At 55.9% G+C, this 20,870-nt stretch carries 18 protein-coding genes and 1 tRNA gene; 9 read left to right on the top strand and 10 right to left on the bottom strand.

The annotated features are described in order from the left end of the window. Nucleotides 1-5: 5 nt before the first annotated feature. Nucleotides 6-3,821: a vitamin B12-dependent ribonucleotide reductase gene (locus MUU53_RS17185; RefSeq protein WP_247261997.1), complete on the top strand. Its 3,816-nt coding sequence runs from the start codon at nt 6-8 to the stop codon at nt 3,819-3,821. Between the two features lie 81 nt (nt 3,822-3,902). Further along, nucleotides 3,903-4,865, top strand: coding sequence for a DUF4062 domain-containing protein (locus MUU53_RS17180; RefSeq protein WP_247261996.1), 963 nt, complete (start codon nt 3,903-3,905; stop codon nt 4,863-4,865). Nucleotides 4,866-5,046: 181 nt separating this feature from the next. Here the strand turns inward: MUU53_RS17180 and MUU53_RS17175 are convergent, their stop codons facing one another. The 7 genes from MUU53_RS17175 to msrP form a co-directional block, all read right to left on the bottom strand. After that, nucleotides 5,047-5,349, bottom strand: a complete 303-nt coding sequence (locus MUU53_RS17175) for a hypothetical protein (RefSeq protein WP_247261995.1) — start codon at nt 5,347-5,349, stop codon at nt 5,047-5,049. A 411-nt stretch (nt 5,350-5,760) separates the two neighbouring features. Beyond that, entirely contained in the window at nt 5,761-6,573 is an 813-nt protein-coding gene (locus tag MUU53_RS17170; RefSeq protein WP_247261994.1) for an SDR family oxidoreductase, read from the bottom strand. A 142-nt stretch (nt 6,574-6,715) separates the two neighbouring features. After that, a complete protein-coding gene (ftsZ, locus tag MUU53_RS17165; protein ID WP_062554690.1) occupies nt 6,716-7,693 on the bottom strand; it encodes a cell division protein FtsZ in 978 nt (325 codons plus the stop codon). Between the two features lie 273 nt (nt 7,694-7,966). Further along, nucleotides 7,967-8,656, bottom strand: a complete 690-nt coding sequence (locus MUU53_RS17160; protein WP_247261993.1) for an outer membrane protein — start codon at nt 8,654-8,656, stop codon at nt 7,967-7,969. Between the two features lie 173 nt (nt 8,657-8,829). Then, on the bottom strand, nt 8,830-9,228 hold the full coding sequence (locus tag MUU53_RS17155; protein WP_247261992.1) for a c-type cytochrome: 399 nt from the start codon (nt 9,226-9,228) through the stop codon (nt 8,830-8,832). Between the two features lie 730 nt (nt 9,229-9,958). Next, on the bottom strand, nt 9,959-10,603 hold the full coding sequence (msrQ, locus tag MUU53_RS17150) for a protein-methionine-sulfoxide reductase heme-binding subunit MsrQ (RefSeq protein ID WP_247261991.1): 645 nt from the start codon (nt 10,601-10,603) through the stop codon (nt 9,959-9,961). Then, nucleotides 10,603-11,547 (bottom strand): protein-methionine-sulfoxide reductase catalytic subunit MsrP, encoded by a 945-nt coding sequence (msrP, locus tag MUU53_RS17145; RefSeq protein WP_247261990.1) that lies wholly within the window; start codon nt 11,545-11,547, stop codon nt 10,603-10,605. The genes msrQ and msrP overlap by 1 nt, the downstream gene beginning before the upstream one ends. Before the next feature lie 241 nt (nt 11,548-11,788). Between msrP and ilvD the strand changes: the two genes are divergently transcribed. After that, nucleotides 11,789-13,624 (top strand): dihydroxy-acid dehydratase, encoded by a 1,836-nt coding sequence (gene ilvD / locus MUU53_RS17140; RefSeq protein ID WP_247261989.1) that lies wholly within the window; start codon nt 11,789-11,791, stop codon nt 13,622-13,624. 214 nt (nt 13,625-13,838) lie between these two features. Then, nucleotides 13,839-14,183, top strand: coding sequence for a hypothetical protein (locus tag MUU53_RS17135; RefSeq protein WP_247261988.1), 345 nt, complete (start codon nt 13,839-13,841; stop codon nt 14,181-14,183). Nucleotides 14,184-14,519: 336 nt separating this feature from the next. Here the strand turns inward: MUU53_RS17135 and MUU53_RS17130 are convergent, their stop codons facing one another. Then, nucleotides 14,520-14,882: a lysozyme inhibitor LprI family protein gene (locus tag MUU53_RS17130; RefSeq protein ID WP_247261987.1), complete on the bottom strand. Its 363-nt coding sequence runs from the start codon at nt 14,880-14,882 to the stop codon at nt 14,520-14,522. Between the two features lie 222 nt (nt 14,883-15,104). On the opposite strand from MUU53_RS17130, the gene MUU53_RS17125 reads away from it, so the two are divergent. Both MUU53_RS17125 and MUU53_RS17120 read left to right on the top strand, forming a co-directional pair. Further along, the gene (locus tag MUU53_RS17125) at nt 15,105-16,505 is read left to right on the top strand and encodes a DegQ family serine endoprotease (protein WP_377307208.1); all 1,401 of its coding nucleotides are present in this window, start codon (nt 15,105-15,107) and stop codon (nt 16,503-16,505) included. Then, the gene (locus tag MUU53_RS17120; protein WP_247261986.1) at nt 16,502-17,818 is read left to right on the top strand and encodes a replication-associated recombination protein A; all 1,317 of its coding nucleotides are present in this window, start codon (nt 16,502-16,504) and stop codon (nt 17,816-17,818) included. The genes MUU53_RS17125 and MUU53_RS17120 overlap by 4 nt, the downstream gene beginning before the upstream one ends. On the opposite strand, the gene MUU53_RS17115 is transcribed toward MUU53_RS17120, so the two are convergent. Beyond that, entirely contained in the window at nt 17,815-18,135 is a 321-nt protein-coding gene (locus tag MUU53_RS17115) for a DUF1883 domain-containing protein (protein WP_062554694.1), read from the bottom strand. The genes MUU53_RS17120 and MUU53_RS17115 overlap by 4 nt on opposite strands. 184 nt (nt 18,136-18,319) lie before the next feature. On the opposite strand from MUU53_RS17115, the gene MUU53_RS17110 reads away from it, so the two are divergent. After that, nucleotides 18,320-18,682: a tyrosine-type recombinase/integrase gene (locus tag MUU53_RS17110; RefSeq protein ID WP_343229119.1), complete on the top strand. Its 363-nt coding sequence runs from the start codon at nt 18,320-18,322 to the stop codon at nt 18,680-18,682. Nucleotides 18,683-18,792: 110 nt separating this feature from the next. On the opposite strand, the gene MUU53_RS17105 is transcribed toward MUU53_RS17110, so the two are convergent. Beyond that, nucleotides 18,793-18,877: transfer RNA gene (locus MUU53_RS17105), tRNA-Leu, on the bottom strand. Nucleotides 18,878-19,065: 188 nt separating this feature from the next. On the opposite strand from MUU53_RS17105, the gene lipB reads away from it, so the two are divergent. Together lipB and MUU53_RS17095 are read left to right on the top strand one after the other, a co-directional pair. Next, entirely contained in the window at nt 19,066-19,788 is a 723-nt protein-coding gene (lipB, locus tag MUU53_RS17100) for a lipoyl(octanoyl) transferase LipB (protein WP_247261984.1), read from the top strand. A 68-nt stretch (nt 19,789-19,856) separates the two neighbouring features. Beyond that, a complete protein-coding gene (locus MUU53_RS17095; protein WP_247261983.1) occupies nt 19,857-20,780 on the top strand; it encodes a DMT family transporter in 924 nt (307 codons plus the stop codon). The last annotated feature ends 90 nt before the right edge of the window (nt 20,781-20,870 follow it).

Raw genomic sequence — 20,870 nt, 5'->3', positions numbered from 1 at the left:
GAGACATGCGCATTGAACGTCGTTTTACGAAGCCAGGCGTTGGCGCCTATGCGGAAATTGAGTTCCGCAAGGCCACGAGTGAGATCCGCAATCCGGATGGTTCCATCGTGTTCCGTCTTGCGGATATTGATGTGCCCGCACAGTTCAGCCAGGTTGCGACAGACGTTCTGGCGCAGAAGTATTTCCGCAAGGCCGGCGTGCCGAAGATCCTGAAGAAGGTTGAAGAGAACAATGTTCCTTCCTTCCTGTGGCGCTCTGTGGCGGACGAAAAGGCGCTGAAGGAACTACCCGAAGACGAGCGTTACGGTTCTGAAATCGACGCGCGCCAGGTCTTCGACCGTCTTGCCGGCACCTGGACCTACTGGGGCTGGAAGGGAGGCTATTTCTCGTCCGAAGAAGATGCAGCTGCTTTCCGCGATGAACTGGCCTATATGCTGGCCACGCAGCGCGTTGCGCCGAACTCCCCGCAATGGTTCAATACTGGCCTGCACTGGGCTTATGGTATCGATGGTCCGGGTCAAGGCCACTTTTATGTCGATCCCTTCACGGGCAAGCTGACGAAGTCGAAGTCGTCCTACGAGCATCCTCAGCCGCATGCCTGCTTCATCCAGTCCGTTGAAGACGATCTGGTCAACGAGGGCGGCATCATGGACTTGTGGGTTCGCGAAGCGCGCCTATTCAAGTATGGCTCCGGCACCGGTTCCAACTTCTCCTATCTGCGTGGCGAAGGCGAAAAGCTTTCGGGTGGCGGCCGCTCGTCTGGCCTTATGAGCTTTCTTAAGATCGGCGACCGTGCGGCAGGTGCTATCAAGTCCGGCGGCACGACACGTCGTGCAGCCAAGATGGTGGTAGTCGATATCGATCATCCGGATATCGAGGAATACATCGACTGGAAGGTGAAGGAAGAGCAGAAGGTTGCGGCGCTTGTGACCGGCTCCAAGGTCGTCTCCAAGCATCTGAAGGCCATCATGAAGGCCTGCGTGAACTGCGAAGGCAACGGCGACGACTGCTTCGATCCGGCCAAGAACCCTGCCCTGAAGCGCGAAATCCGTGCTGCCAAGAAGGATCAGGTTCCGGAAAACTACGTCAAGCGCGTCATCCAGTTCGCTAAGCAGGGCTACAAGGATCTTGAGTTCAAGACCTATGACACGGATTGGGATTCGGAAGCCTATCTGACGGTTGCTGGCCAGAACTCCAACAACTCCGTTTCGCTGAAGGATGACTTCCTGCGCGCTGTTGAAAACGACGGCAACTGGAACTTGACCGCCCGCAAGGACGGCAAGGTTATGAAGACACTCAAGGCGCGTGATCTGTGGGAGAAAATCTCCTACGCCGCGTGGGCTTCCGCCGATCCAGGCCTGCACTTCAACACCACCATGAACGACTGGCACACCTGCCCTGCAACTGGCCCGATCCGTGCATCGAACCCCTGCTCGGAATACATGTTCCTGGATGATACTGCCTGCAACCTTGCCTCTCTGAACCTGCTGCAGTTCAAGGATGCCAAGACCAAGCGCATCAACATTACTGACTACGAACATGCCTGCCGCTTGTGGACGGTGGTTCTCGAAATCTCCGTGATGATGGCGCAGTTCCCCTCGCCCCGGATTGCAGAACAGTCCTACGAATATCGCACGCTGGGCCTCGGCTACGCGAATATCGGCGGTCTGCTGATGTCTTCCGGCATTCCGTATGACTCGGCTGAAGGCCGTGCCATTGCCGGTTCGCTGACCGCAATCATGACCGGTGTTGCCTATGCGACTTCGGCGGAAATGGCCTCCGAACTCGGCCCCTTCCCTGGCTTTGCTCCGAACCGCGAAAACATGCTGCGCGTCATGCGCAACCATCGTCGTGCGGCCTATGGCGAGGCAACCGGCTACGAGGGCCTGTCCGTCAACCCGGTTCCGCTGACCCATTCGGAAAACCCGGATCAGGATCTGGTTGTCCATGCCAAGGCGGCCTGGGACAAGGCGCTGGAGCTTGGCGAAAAGCACGGCTACCGCAATGCCCAGACGACCGTCATCGCGCCGACCGGCACGATTGGCCTCGTCATGGATTGCGACACGACCGGTATCGAGCCGGACTTTGCTCTGGTGAAGTTCAAGAAGCTGGCCGGAGGCGGCTACTTCAAGATCATCAACGGTGCCGTTCCGGAAGCTCTGCGCACGCTGGGTTACTCGGAAAGCCAGATTGCCGAAATCGAAGCCTATGCAGTTGGCCACGGCAACCTGAACCAGGCGCCGGGCGTCAACCCTTCGACGCTGCGTGCCAAGGGCTTCACCGATGAGAAGATCGAAGCCGTCAACGGTGCGCTGAAGGCTGCCTTCGACATCAAGTTCGTCTTCAACCAGTGGACGCTCGGCGCGGACTTCCTCAAGGACACTCTCAAGGTTTCCGATGAGCAGCTTTCCGACATGAGCTTCAACCTTCTGGAGCATCTCGGCTTTGCGAAGAAGGACATCGAAGCGGCAAACGTGCATGTTTGCGGTGCAATGACGCTGGAAGGCGCACCGTTCCTGAAGGCAGAGCACTTGGCCGTATTCGATTGCGCCAATCCTTGCGGCAAGATCGGCAAGCGTTACCTCTCCGTGGAATCCCACATCCGCATGATGGCGGCTGCACAGCCCTTCATCTCCGGTGCGATTTCCAAGACGATCAACATGCCGAACGAGGCAACCGTCGAGGATTGCGGTAGCGCCTACATGCTCTCCTGGAAGCTGGCGCTGAAGGCCAACGCGCTGTACCGCGATGGTTCCAAGCTGTCCCAGCCGCTCAACGCCTCGCTGATCGAAGACGAGGATGATGAGGATGCAGTCGAAGACTTCATCCAGGCACCGGCAGCGGCGCAGGCCGTTCAGGTGACCGAGAAGATCATCGAGCGTGTCATCGAACGTGTCACCCGCGAGCGTGAGAAGCTGCCGAACCGCCGTCAGGGTTACACCCAGAAGGCCAATGTCGGCGGACACAAAGTGTATCTGCGCACCGGTGAATTCGGTGACGGTCGTATCGGCGAAATCTTCATCGATATGCACAAGGAAGGCGCTGCGTTCCGTGCGATGATGAACAACTTCGCCATCGCGATTTCGCTGGGTCTGCAGTACGGCGTGCCGCTGGAAGAATATGTGGAGGCCTTCACCTTCACCAAGTTCGAACCGGCTGGCATCGTGACCGGCAACGACGCGATCAAGAACGCCACGTCGATCCTCGACTACGTCTTCCGCGAACTCGCCGTGTCCTACCTCGGACGTCACGATCTGGCGCATGTCGATACGTCGGACTTCTCCAACACGGCGCTCGGCAAGGGCATTCAGGAAGGCAAGACCAACCTGGTTTCCACCGGCTGGACCCGTGGCCACAAGCCGACGCTGGTTTCCAGCAGCAGCCTGGACCGCGCAGGTTCGGAACCGAAGGGTTCTGCCACTGCGGCACCGGCCAAGGCTTCCGGCGCTGGCAATGTAACCGCCTTTGCAGGCTCTGCCGCCCGCAAGCTGGAAGCAACGGTTGCCATCTCGACCTCGGAAGTCGTTTCCTTCAAGCGCGATTATGAAGAGCGCGCCAAGGAGCTGGCGGAAGAGATTGCCGAGGAAGCGGTGGCCGATGAAGGCCAGCAGGCTGCGACCGCCCTCTTCTCCGACAAGGCAGCCGCCGACGCGGCAACAGCCAAAACGGAAGCGAAGAAGGTGGAAGCCGAACGCCGTATGCGCTCCATCGCACAGGGCTATACCGGCAACATGTGCACCGAGTGCCAGAACTTCACCATGGTGCGCAACGGCACCTGCGAGAAGTGCGACACGTGCGGCGCCACGAGCGGGTGCAGCTGACCACCGGAGTCTAAACCAATAAATTCCATATATCTTGTCCCGCAGGTAAAAATCCCCTGCGGGATTCTTCTAGGAGCTTAAATGGAGAAGAAGAGATACCAAATATTCTTAAGTTCGACTTTTACCGATTTGGAGGAAGAACGACGAAAGGTAATGCAAGCCATGCTAGGTATGGATTGTATCCCTTCCGGGATGGAGTATTTTCCTGCCTCGGATGAGGAAACGTTCGAGTTTATTAAGACTGTCATTGATGAATCTGATTACTATATATTGATATTGGCGGGGCGCTACGGATCAATTGATGCTGACGGAGTATCATATACTGAAAAAGAATACGATTACGCCTTAAAACAATCTAAACCAATATTGAGTTTTCTTAGGAAAGATTTGTCAAAGCTGACGCTAGACAAGATCGACAAAGAGCCAGACCACCGTCCGAAACTTGAAGAATTTCGTAAAAAAATTCTTGGCTCAGGTAGGCTAGTTAAACAGTGGTCGAACGCCGATCAGCTTGCCGCAGACATTGTACTTACTCTGACACACGCAATAAAGCGATATCCCCAGCCAGGTTGGATAAGGGGGGATAGGGCGGCGTCCGCGGATCTGTTGGAAACTCTCAACAACTTAAGAATAGAAAACGAAGGATTAAAGAAACGGGAAGCACCCTCGAATCCAAAAATTGCAAAAGAAGGACTATTAGATCTAGAAGGTACGTTGACTATTCCATTTAGGGCGAAATTTAATAATTCTTACTCACCGGTATCGCGGAAAATAGATCTATCATTGGGGGAAATTCTTCGAGTAGTAGGCTTCCGTTATCGCACCGCTAGTGTTCCTAATAGCCATGATGATCTAAGGCATCACATCGCAAAATCGGCGTCTGCGTTATCCGTAGATCTGGATTACGAGATAACGCGAGATATAATCACACAATTCGAGATATTAGGAATTCTTACAAAGAACACGGAAAATGGCTACATCTCCTATGTCCTTAGCGAAAATGGGGAGAGAGAGTATCTCGAGCGGACGGCGCTCCGCAGGTAATGCGGCTAGATGTAAATTACATCTGCCGAGCGCGAGAATTGAAGCAGGATCAGTTACAGATCAGCAACCGTTTCAATGCCGACCACCCTTATCGAGTGGTCGGCATTGCCCATTCTGACAGCACGGCGGTGGCGCTTGCGGCTTCATTGTATTGATTGCAAAGTCGCCCGCCTCAGCATGATCAGGACGGGTCCCCGAAACTGGATAATCTGGCAGGTGGCACGGCGAGCATTTGCGGCTCATGGCCCTTGCCATGCGTGAGCGCTTCGAAATCCGCGTGATCGAGAACGAGCGCCGGCTGGCGATCCTGTCGTGCGGGTGGCGTGGGTGATGTGAGTTTGAGCCGAAGTCTCAGGGTGCAGATCGCCAACCCCAGCAAGCCCAGCACAAATACCGGTGGCACAAGGAGCCACAGGGCCTTGATGGCATCTGGAGACGCGCGAAACGTGGCCAGTAGATCGGCCCAGAGATTATAGTCCTGCATGAGGCAAGCCGCCCTGCTCTGTTGCGAGTTCAAACCGAACGGACAACGGCACACCAGCAGGCGCAACGTGCGCCTCTGGCGGCCGGGGAGTTCGAAAAATCGCACACATACGACCGCCCCGACCTTTAGGTGCAAGCACCTTGGACATACGTCGGGGCCTCCCCAGCCATAGAGGGTGGGAGAGCCTTATAGGGCAATCACAAGCACTCAGCCACTCAAGAATGGCCGAGGGGGCATCTCGTATCGCGGATGCCAGCCGATGTGTGAGGGGTTTTCGAGGCCCCAGAATCGACCCGTTCAAGCCGATCCCGCGAGCACACTATGCCACTCTGGTTGTTACATCCATTGCGAGAAGTGGTGATTATTTTCCGTGGATGCGCAGATACTTGGGTGTCGCGCCAGCTCCGCCCGCTACCCCTGCAACTTCTCCTTCGGCACCGGTGCATCATCATAACCGCCATAGACGGACTGATCGAAGGGGACAACAGCGCCCGTCATCATGCCGCTTTCCTCGGATGCCATCCAGAGAACCGTGCGAGCCACCTCCTTCGGGTCGAGAATGCGGCCAAAGGGTTTGGTCGCGGCGGCACGATCGATGAAATCCGGATCGCCGGTTTCAGAGAGGATCAGCTTGCGCTCGTGATCCGAGTTCATCCAGCCAATATCCAACTGGTTGACATGGATACGGTGACGCATGAGCGCGTAAGCCGCGTTGCGGGTCAACGTGGCCAGTGCGCCCTTGGAGGCGGAATAGGGGGCAAGAAAGGGCTGACCGGCGAGGCTGGACATGGAGCCGATATTCACCACCCTGCCCTCGATACCATCGCGGATCATCAGCCTGGCCGCATCCTGCAGCAGGAAGAACGGCGCACGGGTATTGATCGCAAACATGCGGTCGAACAGTTCCGGCGTCGTGTTGAGAATATTGCCACGATCGGTCAGCCCCGCCGCATTGACGAGAACATCAACCTTGCCGAAGCGTTTGTCGGCTGCTGGAATAACGGTACGGACGGCGTCGATATCGGCAAGATCGGCAGCAACAACCTCGACCGCAACTCCTGTCGCACCGGTAATACGGTCTGCCACTCCCCGGCCCTTTTCCGCATCGCGCCCGACAATGACAATGCCGCCTGCGCCTGCCGCGGCAAAGCGCTCGGCAATGGCGGCACCCAGCCCTTGCGTGCCACCGGTTATAACCGCGATTTTTCCCTCAATGCGACTCATGGCTTCCTCCCAACCCACTTGATGAGAAATGGATAAGGTTCATGAGGGAGTTTGCATAGAGCGCATGTCACTGGTCATGAGAAAGCGGCGGAGCCGTTTCCAGCCCCGCCGCCTGTCACTTCCGGCAAATGGTTCAGGCCGATCACTCAGCCGCGAGCGGCTGGCCTTCCAGACCCGTTGCCACGACGGAAACGCGGAAACGACCATCAAGATTGCGGTCGAAAATCGCGCCAACCACGATATCAGCCTCATCCTGCACTTCATCGCGGATACGGCTGGCGGCCTCATCCACTTCGAACAGCGTCATATCCATGCCGCCGGAAATGGAGATGAGAACGCCGCGCGCGCCGCGCACTGAGATATCGTCCAGCAGCGGGTTTGCGATGGCGGCTTCCGCAGCGCGCATGGCGCGGCCCTGGCCTTCCGCCTCACCCGTACCCATCATGGCGCGGCCCATGCCCCGCATGACGGATTTCACATCGGCGAAATCGAGGTTGATCAGACCTTCCTTGACGATGAGATCCGTAATGCAGCCAACGCCTGCGAAGAGAACGCGGTCCGCAGTCATGAAGGCATCGGCAAAGGTGGTCTTGGCGTCTGCAATGCGGAAGAGGTTCTGGTTCGGGATCACGATGACCGTGTCAGCGGCCTGGCGCAGTTCCTCGATCCCGGCTTCAGCCGTCTTCATGCGGCGATTGCCTTCGAAGGTGAAAGGCTTCGTGACGACACCGACCGTGAGGATACCGGCAGAGCGGGCAGCCCGCGCGATGACCGGAGCTGCACCCGTGCCGGTTCCTCCGCCCATGCCTGCCGTTACAAAGCACATATGGGAGCCAGAGAGATGATCCATGATCTCATCGATGGATTCCTCCGCAGCGGCACGACCGACATCCGGCAGCGAGCCGGCGCCCAAACCCTCGGTCACATGGGCACCGAGCTGAATACGGCGCTGCGCCTTGGACGTGGCCAGCACCTGCGCATCCGTGTTGGCGGCGATGAATTCTACGCCTGCCAGCTCTTCCGCAATCATGTTGTTGATCGCGTTACCGCCGCCACCGCCGACGCCGATAACTGTGATGTGCGGCTGCAAACCGGAAATGCCGCCTCTGGCGTCGATCATCGCTCTCTCCTTGTCACTTCAATTTCATCGGCTTCTCTCGAAGCCCTTCAGTCTTCACATTCATTGCCGGGCCGAATTGTGCCGCTTTGAAATCCGATGAGCTGCACGTGCGCTCGAATCAGACAGGCCCGGCCCGTATCCCATTTCGAGTGCCCCGCCAAACATGGCATTGGCAAGGCGAAATACCGCTAAATTGAGCTGCATGGGCAGTTCAAACAAAATGGCCCTCCCGAATTGCGAGAGAGCCATTGGAATTCCTGACAGTCGGGCGACTTAGAACTTGTAGTTCACGCCAGCCTTGACAGTGTGATCATGCACATCCTGCTCGGAGGCAACACCACCAGCAAAGCTGCGAACATTCGGCGTTCCGGTGTAATTGTATTCTACCTTGGCCGAGATCTTGTCGTTGAACTTCTGCTCGATCCCAGCGCCAACGATGTAGCCAGCCTTCCAGCCATCAGGGCCCGAGACGCCGCCGTTATCGCGGAAGTTGGTCATGGCCATACCGGCCGTACCGTACAGAAGCGTCTGATCGAGCGGAACGCCTGCCTTCGCCTTCAGGCCCAGACGATGGCGCTCTTCCAGCTTGCCACCATTGACCTTCACGTCAGCATCGCCGAGGTAGGACAATTCGCCTTCGCCGCCGACAACGACGCCGCCGACATCAGCCTGATAACCACCCTGAACGCCAGCAGCAACGCCCTTGCCGCCCTTGAAGGGGTTCAAACGGCGCGAAACAAAACCGCCATGCGCACCAACATAGGCGCCATCCCAGTTGCCGCTGCGCGCAGCAGGCTCGTTATAAGCAGGCGGTTCCTGATAGGATGAAGTGAGGTCTGCTGCGGAAGCGGTCGTGGCGAGCTGAGCAGTAAGGCTGGCAACGACGGCCAGGGCAAGCGGCTTCTTGATCATGTTCGTAAACTCCATACACAGCCCACGTATGGCCGATGCGCGGGCGATCATCGGGACATCCTCGGTCTGTGAGAGCGGCCTCCCTTTGCCCCAGCCTCACTCAGCAGACCTTGCCAATACACCCTCCATTTTTCACGAATCTATAAACACATCCTTAACCAGGGAGACGCTGCCTGTGGAAAACCTGCCTTTAGGCGGCCACGCACAAAAAGACCCCGAAACCGTCACTGGTTTGCCTTGATGTAAGCCACGACATCATCAATTTCCGACTGAAACCAGAACCCCCAAAAGCGCATGCTGGTGCCCGGCACCTTGCTCTTCGGGCTTCGCAGGAACTCTGAAAGCGCAGCCTCGTCCCAGACAAGACCCTTCTCGCCCGCTTCCGTCATTGCGGGAGAATATCGGAAGTTCGGGACTGTGCCGGCATTTCTGCCAATGACACCGTTCAAGGTTGGCCCGAAGCCATTGCTGTTCGTCTGAAGCGTATGACAGCTTGCGCACTGTTTAAAGATCTGCTCGCCGCGGCGCAAATCGGCGGCAAGCGTCTGCCCTGCAATCGCCAACATCGCAAAGGGGGCAGAAAAACGCATGAGGCATAGGAGGAAGCATGATAAATGGCGCATGCTTCGCCAAGTAGCGCGCAAGGCGACGGACTGGGGGGTCCATACAGACCCCCCGATCGACGATAGAGATGAAACTACGCAGCCTTCTTATTCGGCGCGGGCACATCGACCCTGTAACACATGGGGATCCAGAGGGTATGAAACATAGAGGGAGAACGAAGTTCCATGTATTGTTCAGGATGTATTTTCCGAGGACCGGCGCAGTAATATTCTAAATGTTCACTGGTTTTTTTGTATTCATTTTCAAAATAAAATCTTTCATATGAGCCTGACGCCATTGCACCCTCTCCTCATTATTTCAATATTTCAACTTTATACTTATCGTATTCGCTAAGGAACACATTCAACATCAGGTTAAAGGCCACCAAAAGTGCTGAAACAGCCTTTCACCTCAACGTTGGCGGCGATCTATCATATAAAATTTTAACTTTCACACGCCTTCTATAAAATCTCTGACAGTTTGATTAAGTTTTTTTGATAGATCTGAACGTATTTTAGTCCTGAGACTAGCTGATGTTCCGTTTCTGCACGCTCACTCTGGTAAGGATACCGATCAAATCCGTCGGCACTGATATGCCATGCTCCAGGAGCGAAGGCATATTGTCGCCTGCTAATTCAACAATTTGCTTCCCGGGACGCCACAGGAATGGGCTTGGCTGCGGTTTTGCAGTTTGATGTGCAATCGCATGTCGCGCCAATTCATCTTCAAAGTTTACATCCGCTCGGCTGTTCAAGTTTGTCGGACCGGTTGATTTTGACGCTTAGGCCGCTTCCATCTCAGAACAGGTTTGCGGACAATCCGGTAGCTCAGCAAGACTGCCGCGATGGCAATATATACGGCCGGTTCAAGTGTCAGACTTTTTCGAGCCAGCACGAAATGCAGAACTGCTCCTGCCAGGATGAGGTAGCTGAGCTTGTGCAGTGTATTCCATCGGGGGCCTAATCTGCGAATCGACCATCCATTCGAAGTGGCGGCTAAAGGCAGCAGCAAGATCAGGCACGCCATGCCGATTGTGATGTAGGGCCTTCGCACGATGTCAGCCCAAACGGCATGAATATCGAGCCGAAGATCCAGCACGACATAGACGGTGAAGTGGAACAGCACATAATAGAAGCCGAGGAGACCAAGCGCCCGCCGGTAGCGGAGCCAGTTTATGCCGGTAAGGTCGCGCAAGGGGGTAACGAAAAGCGCAACGATTAAAAAACGCAGCGCCCAGATGCCCAATAGGTGCTCCAATCCCTTGACGGGGTTGAAACCAAGACCACCGGTCATTGCCTGGTAAAGATACCACGCCGCAGGCAACAGGCCCAGGAAGTAAAGGGCCCGGACGCTTGGACCGTGCAAGCGTCGTGGGAGGGCAGCGAATGAAGGCATCAGTAGTTCGCCTTCAGGTCCATTCCGGCATAGAGGCTAGCGACTTCGTCGGCATAGCCGTTGAACGGCAGTGTTGGCCTACGGTCAGGAAACAAGCCGCTTCCCTCTCCAATTCGCTGTTCTGTGGCCTGGCTCCAGCGTGGGTGGTCCACGGCCGGATTCACATTGGAATAGAAGCCATACTCCTTGGCATTCGCATTCTTCCACGTTGTTTCCGGCTGCTTTTCAACGAGCTTGATCTTGACGACCGACTTGATGCTCTTGAATCCGTATTTCCACGGCACAACCAGCCGGATAGGGGCCCCATTTTGATTGGGCAAGGTTTCCCCGTAGAGCCCAACGGCCAGAATGGTCAATGGATGAGCGGCCTCGTCAAGGCGCAGCCCTTCAATATAAGGCCAGGACAGAGGTTGGAAGAAACCGCTTTGGCCAGGCATCTCGGAAGGGCGCACAACGGTTTCGAATGCGACGTATTTGGCACTGCCCTGTGGCTCCACCTGATCGAGCAGGGCCTTAAGCGGAAAGCCGATCCACGGAATCACCATGGACCATCCTTCAACGCAGCGCATTCGATAGGTTCGCTCCTCGAGCTGGATCTTCATCAGTTCTTCCAGACCGAAAGTCTTCGGCTTGTTTACAAGACCTTCCACCGCCACAGCCCAAGGTGTCGGCTTGAAGTCTCCCGAATTCTGAGCGGGATCGGACTTGTTGACGCCAAACTCGTAGAAATTGTTATAGGTCGTCACCGCCTCTTTTGGCGTCAATTTTTCGTCCAGCTTGTAAGACCCAGGCTTTGCCTGCAGTGGTGCAGCAGAGGCACTCACCGCCGTTCCGGAAAGCACGAGACCTGCTGCTGCGCCGCCGATAAATGTCCTACGGGACAGATAAACCCGCTGGGGCGTGATTTCGTTCGAGGAGATTTTGGGAGGGTGGTAGACGCTCATGGCAGTTCTCTCTCAACACTATGTTGGATCTTTCTATCACTACGTAAACTGTTGGAGGAGAGTTTCAGACCTCACGCAAATTAAATCGAGGGGAACATTTTCGTGTATGTCGGAGAGCTGGAGGCGTACCGCTTTGACCTGTGCTGATAGTGACAGCAAAATTCCTTTGGAGTAGGGATTAGCCATAGCAATTGGTCTTGCCGCCGACAGGGCTGGCGGATTTTGAATCGAGGATAACACCATGCCTGCTTACCGGTCCAGAACGACGACTCACGGCCGCAATATGGCGGGTGCGCGCGGTTTGTGGCGTGCTACCGGCGTGAAAGACAGTGATTTTGGCAAGCCCATCATTGCTGTCGTTAACTCCTTTACCCAGTTTGTGCCCGGCCACGTACACCTGAAGGATCTCGGCCAACTGGTCGCACGCGAGATTGAAGCAGCCGGTGGCATTGCCAAGGAATTTAATACGATCGCGGTAGATGACGGAATCGCGATGGGGCACGATGGCATGCTCTATTCGCTGCCCTCGCGCGAGATCATTGCCGACAGCGTGGAATACATGGTGAATGCCCATTGTGCTGATGCCATGGTCTGCATTTCGAACTGCGACAAGATCACGCCCGGCATGCTGAATGCTGCAATGCGCCTCAATATCCCGGCCGTGTTCGTTTCCGGTGGTCCGATGGAAGCCGGCAAGGTCGTTTTGCATGGCAAGACTGTGGCGCTCGATCTGGTCGATGCGATGGTCGCTGCTGCAGATGACAAGATTTCGGATGAGGAAGTGGCCGTCATCGAGCGTTCGGCTTGTCCCACCTGCGGTTCCTGCTCCGGCATGTTCACGGCGAATTCCATGAACTGCTTGACAGAGGCCCTTGGTCTTTCGCTCCCGGGCAATGGTTCTACTCTCGCAACCCATTCGGATCGTAAGCGGCTGTTCGTCGAGGCCGGTCATCTGATCGTGGATCTTGCCCGCCGTTACTACGAGCAGGAAGACGAGGGCGTGCTGCCGCGCAACATCGCCACGAAGCAGGCGTTCGAAAATGCCATGGCACTCGATATTGCCATGGGCGGATCGACAAACACCGTTTTGCACATTCTTGCCGCGGCCCACGAAGGCGGGGTCGATTTCACGATGGATGATATCGACCGCCTCTCGCGCAAGGTGCCATGCCTGTCGAAGGTCGCGCCTGCGAAGCAGGACGTCCATATGGAAGATGTCCATCGCGCAGGCGGTATCATGCGCATTCTGGGCGAGTTGGAGCGGGGCGGTCTGTTGAACACTGACTGCAAGACCGTCCACGAAGCAACGCTCGGCGATGCCATCAACCGGTGGGATATCACACGCACCAACTCGGAAACCGTTCGAACCTTCTTCAAGGCGGCTCCGGGTGGAGTGCCCACTCAAGTTGCGTTTTCTCAGTCTTCACGCTGGGACGATCTCGATACGGACAGCGAAAAGGGCGTTATCCGCTCGGTTGAAAGCCCATTCTCGAAGGATGGTGGCTTGGCGGTGCTTTACGGAAATATCGCGCTGGATGGCTGCATCGTCAAAACCGCTGGTGTTGATGAATCGATTCTCAAGTTCACCGGACCTGCCAAGGTCTACGAAAGCCAGGATGCGGCTGTTAAGTCGATTCTTGGCAACGAGGTTGTCGCGGGTGATGTCGTCGTGATCCGTTACGAGGGACCGAAGGGTGGGCCGGGCATGCAGGAAATGCTGTACCCGACGAGCTACTTGAAGTCGAAAGGCCTGGGCAAGGCCTGCGCGCTCATCACCGATGGCCGCTTTTCGGGCGGTACCTCCGGTCTCTCGATCGGTCATGCTTCACCGGAAGCGGCAAACGGCGGGGCAATTGGGCTGGTCAAGAACGGCGATCTGATCGAAATCGATATTCCGAACCGTACAATCAACCTGAAGGTCACCGATAGCGAACTGGCCGCTCGGCGTGCCGAGCAGGATAAGCTGGGCTGGAAGCCGGTTGCGCCGCGCAAGCGTAACGTAACAACGGCATTGAAAGCCTATGCTGCTTTTGCATCCAGCGCGGACAAGGGCGCGGTCCGAATTCTCCCGGAATAATCAGTTTTAGGGTTGGTTGATTATCAGAGAGGCGCTCGCTCAGCGGGCGCTTTTTTTGTTTGAATTTATAGTTGGAGGAAATCCTATAAATTCAGAATATATATCACATTTTGTATTCAGATCGTATTCATGAACTGAAAGTATTGTGTCCAACAGAAGATCGAACGATCTTCAAGTCTTGTTGTCCCCCATCTTTGCTTCTGAGGACTTATCCATGAAAAAGCTCGGCTTGGCACTTTGCCTGGCGTTCGCAGCATCTGCATTTGCAAGCATTCCTGCATCTGCCAGCGATTATGCGTTTAGACTTCACAACAGAGCCAATGGCTACACCATAAATGGCTTCTATACATACCAGAATGGCAAATGGAGCGAGAACTGGCTCGATTCGCGTATTAGGCCGGGCGAATACGCCAACATGGACTGGTTCAGCAACGAAGGAAATTGCGTCGTTCCATTCCGCGTGAGCTGGGATGGATACGGTGCAGACGACTTCAAGGTCGACTGGTGCAAGGGTGTCAGCAATATCTACATGAAAGATAAAGGCTTTAGCTGGGATTGATTCCCGGCCTAGGGCGACCGGGACCGCTGGTGACTGGTCGCTCTTCCGGCATTAGATCAAACCCCGCTCTAGGGTCAAAACTCAATCAGGTTTCGGGCGTGGCGCGAGCGGATTTTGTTGGCGAACAGGAGAAGAGGCTGCCGTGGAGCGCCACTCCACAAAGCCTTTTCGACGCCTTCGCAGAGAAAATCCACCGCGTCCCGCAGGGATATGGCGAAAATCGCTCATTTCTGCGTCGCGAATCCTTGATGGATATTGGATCCACCGGCGGCTTCGCTTCTATAACTGAACGATTTTCTCCCATACCACGCTCCAAATCCTGATTGAGTTTTGACCCTAAAGGGGCTTGATCAATCCCTTATAGGCCTCGTTGAGTTGCTTCAATCGCTCCTCATACGCACTTCGCAAGCAAGCCGCCTCGCTTCCACATGTCGTTCGCTTCTTCAGCCAAGTCGCTTGCTCATCCCGCACCAGATCCCGGTTCCCCATAGGCATCAAGCCGGTAAGAATTTCAAAAGTCGTGGCCATTTTGACGTCGAGATCGTTCAGGGTCCTGTCTTCGCAAATCGTCTTTTCGTCTGCCGCAAGCTCGCTCTTCGTGCAATCGAAGCTGGCAGCATGGCTTGTTTCTGGCAGCAGGATGTTGCTTGAAAGGGTCGCCAGAACGGCTACCAGAAGCGCTGGTTTGACATGGGTCATCAGGTATCTCCGTCTTGAGCGGAAATTACGGATGAGCTGCAAAATGGTTCCACACGGGTGTCATCGAAAGCGGCTTTGGCATCATCCCTGTCGCAGCTTCTGGCATTTCTCAGCGGTGATCCTAAGTAACCAGCCACGATCATCTTTCACCTTGTTCGGCCATCTTTCATTTCTAACCTATCCAGCTACAAGGTCACCATCGCTTTGTTGAAGAGGAATCACATGCTCCACCTGCCGAAAACCCTATTCAGTATGTTGATAGCCTTGGCATTCCTGCAGCCGCTGCCTGTCATGGCGCAGGAAAAGACGCTTCCGCAAAGTCAACAGCAAATGCAGCTATCTTTTGCGCCGCTTGTGAAACAGACCGCAGGAGCGGTGGTCAACGTCTATGCTGAGCGTGTGGTGCAGCGGCTCAATCCCTTCGCGGGCGACCCTTTCTTTGAACGTTTTTTCAACCAGCGCATGCCGAACCGGTCGGAGAAGCAGTCTTCGCTGGGGTCCGGGGTAATCGTTTCCCAGAATGGGCTCGTCGTGACGAATACGCACGTCATTGAAGGCGCTGACGACATCAAAATCGCACTTCCGGACGGACGTGAATTCCCATGTGAAGTCCTGCTGAAAGACGAAAGCATCGATCTGGCTGTCCTGAAGATCAAAGCAAATGAGCAGTTCCCGGTTCTCGGAATCGGCAATTCCGACGCGGTAGAGGTCGGCGATCTGGTTCTGGCAATCGGAAATCCCTTTGGCGTTGGGCAGACCGTGACGAGTGGCATTGTCTCCGCACTTGCCCGTAATCAGGTGACCGACGGCGACGTCGGCTTCTTCATCCAGACGGATGCCTCAATCAATCCCGGCAATTCCGGGGGCGCCTTGATGAACATGAAAGGCGAGCTGATCGGCATCAATACCGCGATCTTCTCCAGGGGCGGCGGTTCGAACGGCATTGGATTTGCTATTCCCGCTAATCTCGTCAAGGTCTTCCTTCAGGCGGCAGAAGCCGGCAAGAAATCGTTCGAGCGTCCCTATGTTGGTGCAACCTTCCAGCCGGTTACCTCCGAAGTCGCGGAAGCGCTCGGGTTGAAGACGGCGCGGGGCGCTTTGGTGGTTAGCGTGACTGAGGGGGGTCCGGCAGACAAAGCCGGCTTGAAGGCTGGCGAAGTGGTAACGGGCGTCAACGGCATATCGGTCGAACACCCAGATGCGCTTTGGTATCGCTTGACGACAGCTGGCCTTGGTAATTCAACGAAGCTGACCGTCCAGCAGGGTGGCGCACAGCGTGAACTCAGCATGGTCATTGGTGCCGCTCCGGAAAGCGTGCCGCGCGATGTTCGCCTGATCGAGGGCCGAAATCCCTTTGCCGGATTGCGAGTTGCCAATCTCTCGCCGCGTCTTGCAACAGAAGTGCGTCTGCCGACAGACAAGACCGGGGTTGTTGTCACGGAAGTCGTCAAAAACTCTCCGGGTGCGCGTCTTGGTTTCCAGGTGGGTGATATCATAGTATCGGTGAACGGCGATCCTGTGCCATCCACAAAAGCCATGGCCGCTTTGGTGGAAGACAATCCTGGCTTTTGGCGTGTAGAGATCGAGCGTGGCGGCCAGCGTATCCGTCAATTCTTCAGATGAGCGGCGATTTATTCGCTCCCAGGATTCCGGAAGCCGTCGCCAATCTTCGACCGCTCGCGGACCGGCTGCGCCCCACCTCCCTTATGGAGGTAACGGGCCAATCGCACCTCACGGGCGAAGATGGCGTCCTGCGCCGGATGATAGCGTCGGGTTCGCTCGGATCGATGATCTTCTGGGGACCGCCCGGGACTGGTAAAACGACGGTCGCCAGATTGCTGTCTGGCGAAGCCGGTCTGGCGTTCGAGCAGATATCCGCCATTTTTTCGGGTGTGGCCGACCTCAAGAAAGTGTTCGAGACAGCACGGCTGCGCAGGCATGATGGGCGACAGACATTGCTGTTCGTCGATGAGATTCATCGCTTCAACCGGGCGCAGCAGGACAGCTTCCTGCCGGTCATGGAAGACGGCACGGTGATCCTTGTCGGTGCAACAACAGAGAACCCGAGTTTCGAATTGAACGCCGCTCTCCTGTCCAGGGCGCGGGTGCTCACCTTTCGTTCCCATGACGAGGAGAGCCTGAGCGAACTGCTGCTGCGTGCCGAGCAAGCCGAAGGCAAGCCGCTCCCGCTCGATGATAGCGCGCGCGGCGCACTTCTACGGATGGCGGATGGCGATGGACGTGCGGTTCTGACGCTTGCTGAAGAAGTCTGGCGTGCGGCCCGGGCGAACGAAATCTTCGATGTCGACGGCTTGAGCATCATCGTTCAGAGGCGAGCACCAGTCTATGATAAGAGTCAGGACGGCCACTACAATCTGATCTCTGCCCTTCATAAATCAGTACGCGGATCCGATCCCGATGCTGCACTCTATTATCTTTGCCGAATGTTCGACGCGGGTGAGGATCCTCTTTACATAGGCCGCCGACTGGTTCGCATGGCGGTGGAAGACATCGGGCTGGCCGATCCGCAGGCATTGGTGGTCTGTAACGCAGCAAAGGATGCCTATAACTATCTCGGGTCGCCAGAGGGTGAACTCGCGCTAGCACAGGCTTGCGTTTACCTGGCAACCGCTCCTAAGTCGAATGGTGTCTACACTGCCTACAAGGCTGCGATGCGCGCCGCCAAGGAGCACGGCTCTCTTGTGCCGCCAAAGCATATTCTCAACGCACCCACGAAGCTTATGAAGGGTGAGGGCTATGGCGACGGATACCGCTATGATCACGACGAGCCTGATGCCTTTTCCGGTCAGGATTACTTCCCGGAAAAGATGGGCAGAGTGACTTTCTACGACCCACCGGAACGCGGTTTCGAGCGCGAGATCCGCAAGCGACTCGACTGGTGGGACAAGCTGAGGCGCGAACGAAGTCCGCGTTAACCGCGGCTCTGCTTGGGCGCTGGAATGCTATTGGCAGGTGGTGCCACCATTTTCACGGAGGAATCTGCCAGTCCATGGTGGCCTTCCGCATCGACGATGAGATGCCACGTTCCGTCTTCCGGAACGACCAGTCGGATCGGCGATTTTTTCGCAACGCCTCCGATATACTTGAAGTCGAGGCGCTCGTTGAAGCGCTGCCAGGCAGTGGCATTCATCAGCCGCACGTTGTTTACCGCACTCATTGTCACTTCGATCGTGGTGCCAGCGCGCTGCTGCTTGAGATCATAATGTGTGAAACGAAAACTCGGGCCTGCCATTTCCAACTCCAGAACAGTCTGCTGTCCGTTAGTTAGAACGCAAAGCGTTAAAGTTCGGTAGGCGCGATGGCCCCCGAAATCGCTGGTCTTCTTTTGGTAATCGCCAGCAATCAGTCCACCAAGGCTCCCTTTCCTCGATTGGGGCGATCTCTGATTACTAGAGAGAAGCAATCACTTATGTGTAATCCCAAATATCGGAGAACAGCGCGTCATAGCGACAGAGACTGCACTCCGACTCATGCGCGAAATTCAAAAGGAACATCCGGATGTACTATTTCACCATTTGGGTAGATTCTGCGATTGCTCTTCTCCCATGTATCATCCCAGTAAGCCATACCCAAGCAGTGACGCCATGTCTGCCATATTCAAGCGCTGGCGCATCGATGCCGGTTTGGCGTACCTGTCCGCACATGGTGTCCGAGAAGGCTTGGCTGAGTTGCTCGCTGAAATGGGCTGCAGCCAATACGAAATCATGGCCATACTTGGCCACTCGGAAGCCAAGACAAGCGAGGTTTACACCCGCCGCGTAGAGCGGTGGACCCTTTAAAAGCGAGCCCTTGGATAAGTGGATTGGAAACAGTGAATGGGACAACGTTATAAATCATTGTCCCAAAAACGAGAAAAAGCGCTGAAAAATCAGCGCTTTTCTCAAGTACTTGGTGCGGTCGAGAAGACTCGAACTTCCACGGGTTGCCCCACAGCGACCTCAACGCTGCGCGTCTACCAATTCCGCCACGACCGCATCGTGGTAGGCCTTCTTGCGTCGGCTAGGGAGCATCTAGCAAAGCGTTTTGGCCCGCGCAAGAGCGCCGTGACAGTTTTTTGAAAGATAAATTTCCCGAAACAATCCCCATATGTGAAGCAGGCCGCATTTGCAGGGTTTTGCGCCTGTGGATATAAGCGGGCATCCTGGAAAAAGAGAACCATGCCATGCTGACGCGCACCGATCTTGAGATTTCCATGCTGCCGAAGGAGGGTTCCCCGCCCGTCCGCTGGAGAATCTCTGATGATCTGGTGCCTTACGACCATGCGCTAGCAGTCATGGAACGCGAGGTAGCGGAGATTGCTGATGGCAAAGCGGACGAACTTGTCTGGCTTCTGGAGCATCCGCCGCTCTACACAGCAGGCACGAGTGCCGATTCTGCTGACCTGATCGAACCGAACCGCTTTCCCGTGTTCGCGACAGGCCGCGGGGGTGAATACACCTATCACGGACCTGGCCAGCGCGTGGCCTATGTCATGCTGGACCTCAAGCGTCGACGCCAGGATGTGCGTGGTTATGTCGCCGCGCTGGAAGAGGTGATCATCCGGACCCTGGATTCCATGAATGTTCGCGGCGAGCGCCGTGAGGATCGCGTCGGTGTCTGGGTACGCAGACCGGAGAAGCCGCTTTTGCCAGATGGATCAATGGCCGAGGACAAGATTGCAGCACTTGGCATCCGCTTGCGGCGCTGGGTCAGCTTCCACGGCCTTTCGCTCAATGTCGATCCCGACCTCTCGCATTTTTCAGGGATCGTGCCCTGCGGAATCTCCGCCCACGGCGTCACCAGCCTCATGGATCTCGGCCTGCCGATCTTGATGACGGACGTTGATGTAAGGCTGAGGCAGGCATTCGAGGACGTGTTCGGACCAACGGCACGGGAAATGATTTAAGCGAGCAGACGAGGCGCTTGACGTAGGGTGAGTCCCTGTGATTGATGTCGAACATAGGGAGAACACTCATGCGCAGCGCGAGCGTAAGCACGGACCGTACCGTACCGGGAATGGCGCTCATGGCTTTCTGCATGATCGTGCTGCCTATGATGGACGCCATTGCAAAATACATGGCGACATTCGAAACCATGTCGCCCGGCCAAGTGACGTTCTATCGTTTTTTCTTCCAGCTTGTTGTTCTGGCACCGCTTTTCTTCTGGAGTGTTGGCAGCTTCCGTAACGTCAAGCGGCCATGGATGAACCTGCTGCGCGGTGCGCTTCATGCAGCCGCCAGCCTGCTGTTCTTCACCGCTGTCAAATACATGCCTTTGGCAGACGTATTCGCCATCTATTTTGTCGAGCCCTTCCTGCTGACGATTATGTCTGCAATCTTTCTCGGCGAACGCGTCGGCTGGCGCAGATGGCTGGCCATCCTTGTCGGCTTTGCCGGTGCGATGATCGTCATCCAGCCGAGCTACGCTATCTTTGGCCCCACCTCTCTTCTGCCGATTGCCTGCGCCGCCCTTTTCACGCTCTATCTCTTTCTCAATCGCGCGCTTGGCGACGCCGACTCACCGCTGACAATGCAGATGATGTCCGGCCTGGGCGGTACACTCTTCATGGGCGTAATCCTGGTTATCGGGCATCTGGCGGGCCAGACAGATTTTGCAATGTCCCTGCCCTCGTCGACCCTTGGGCTTACATTGCTTGTCATACTGGGGTCGCTGTCCGGCTACGTTCATCTGCTCGTGGTTCGTGCGTTCCGGATGGCGTCCCTGTCTCTTCTGGCACCGTTTCAGTATTTTGAGATCATTTCCGCAACTGTGCTGGGCTATCTGCTGTTTTCCGATTTTCCCACGCCGTCGAAGTGGCTGGGTATTGCAATCATTGTAGCGTCCGGGCTGTTTATCATCTGGCGGGAACAGGTCGCGCGGGTACGTTTGCAGGCTTGAGCATCGATTCCGGGGCTGTAGAATCCACTGTCAACGAATGTCGCACTGAAGACTTGAGCCGCTGAGCCGGGCATGTAAAAAGCGTGATGA

This window comes from Affinirhizobium lemnae (assembly GCF_022968395.1).
GTDB classification, from domain to species: Bacteria; Pseudomonadota; Alphaproteobacteria; order Rhizobiales; family Rhizobiaceae; genus Neorhizobium; species Neorhizobium lemnae.
The sequence above is the reverse complement of the archived record's forward strand: the minus strand, read 5'-3'. Positions and strand labels throughout refer to the sequence as shown.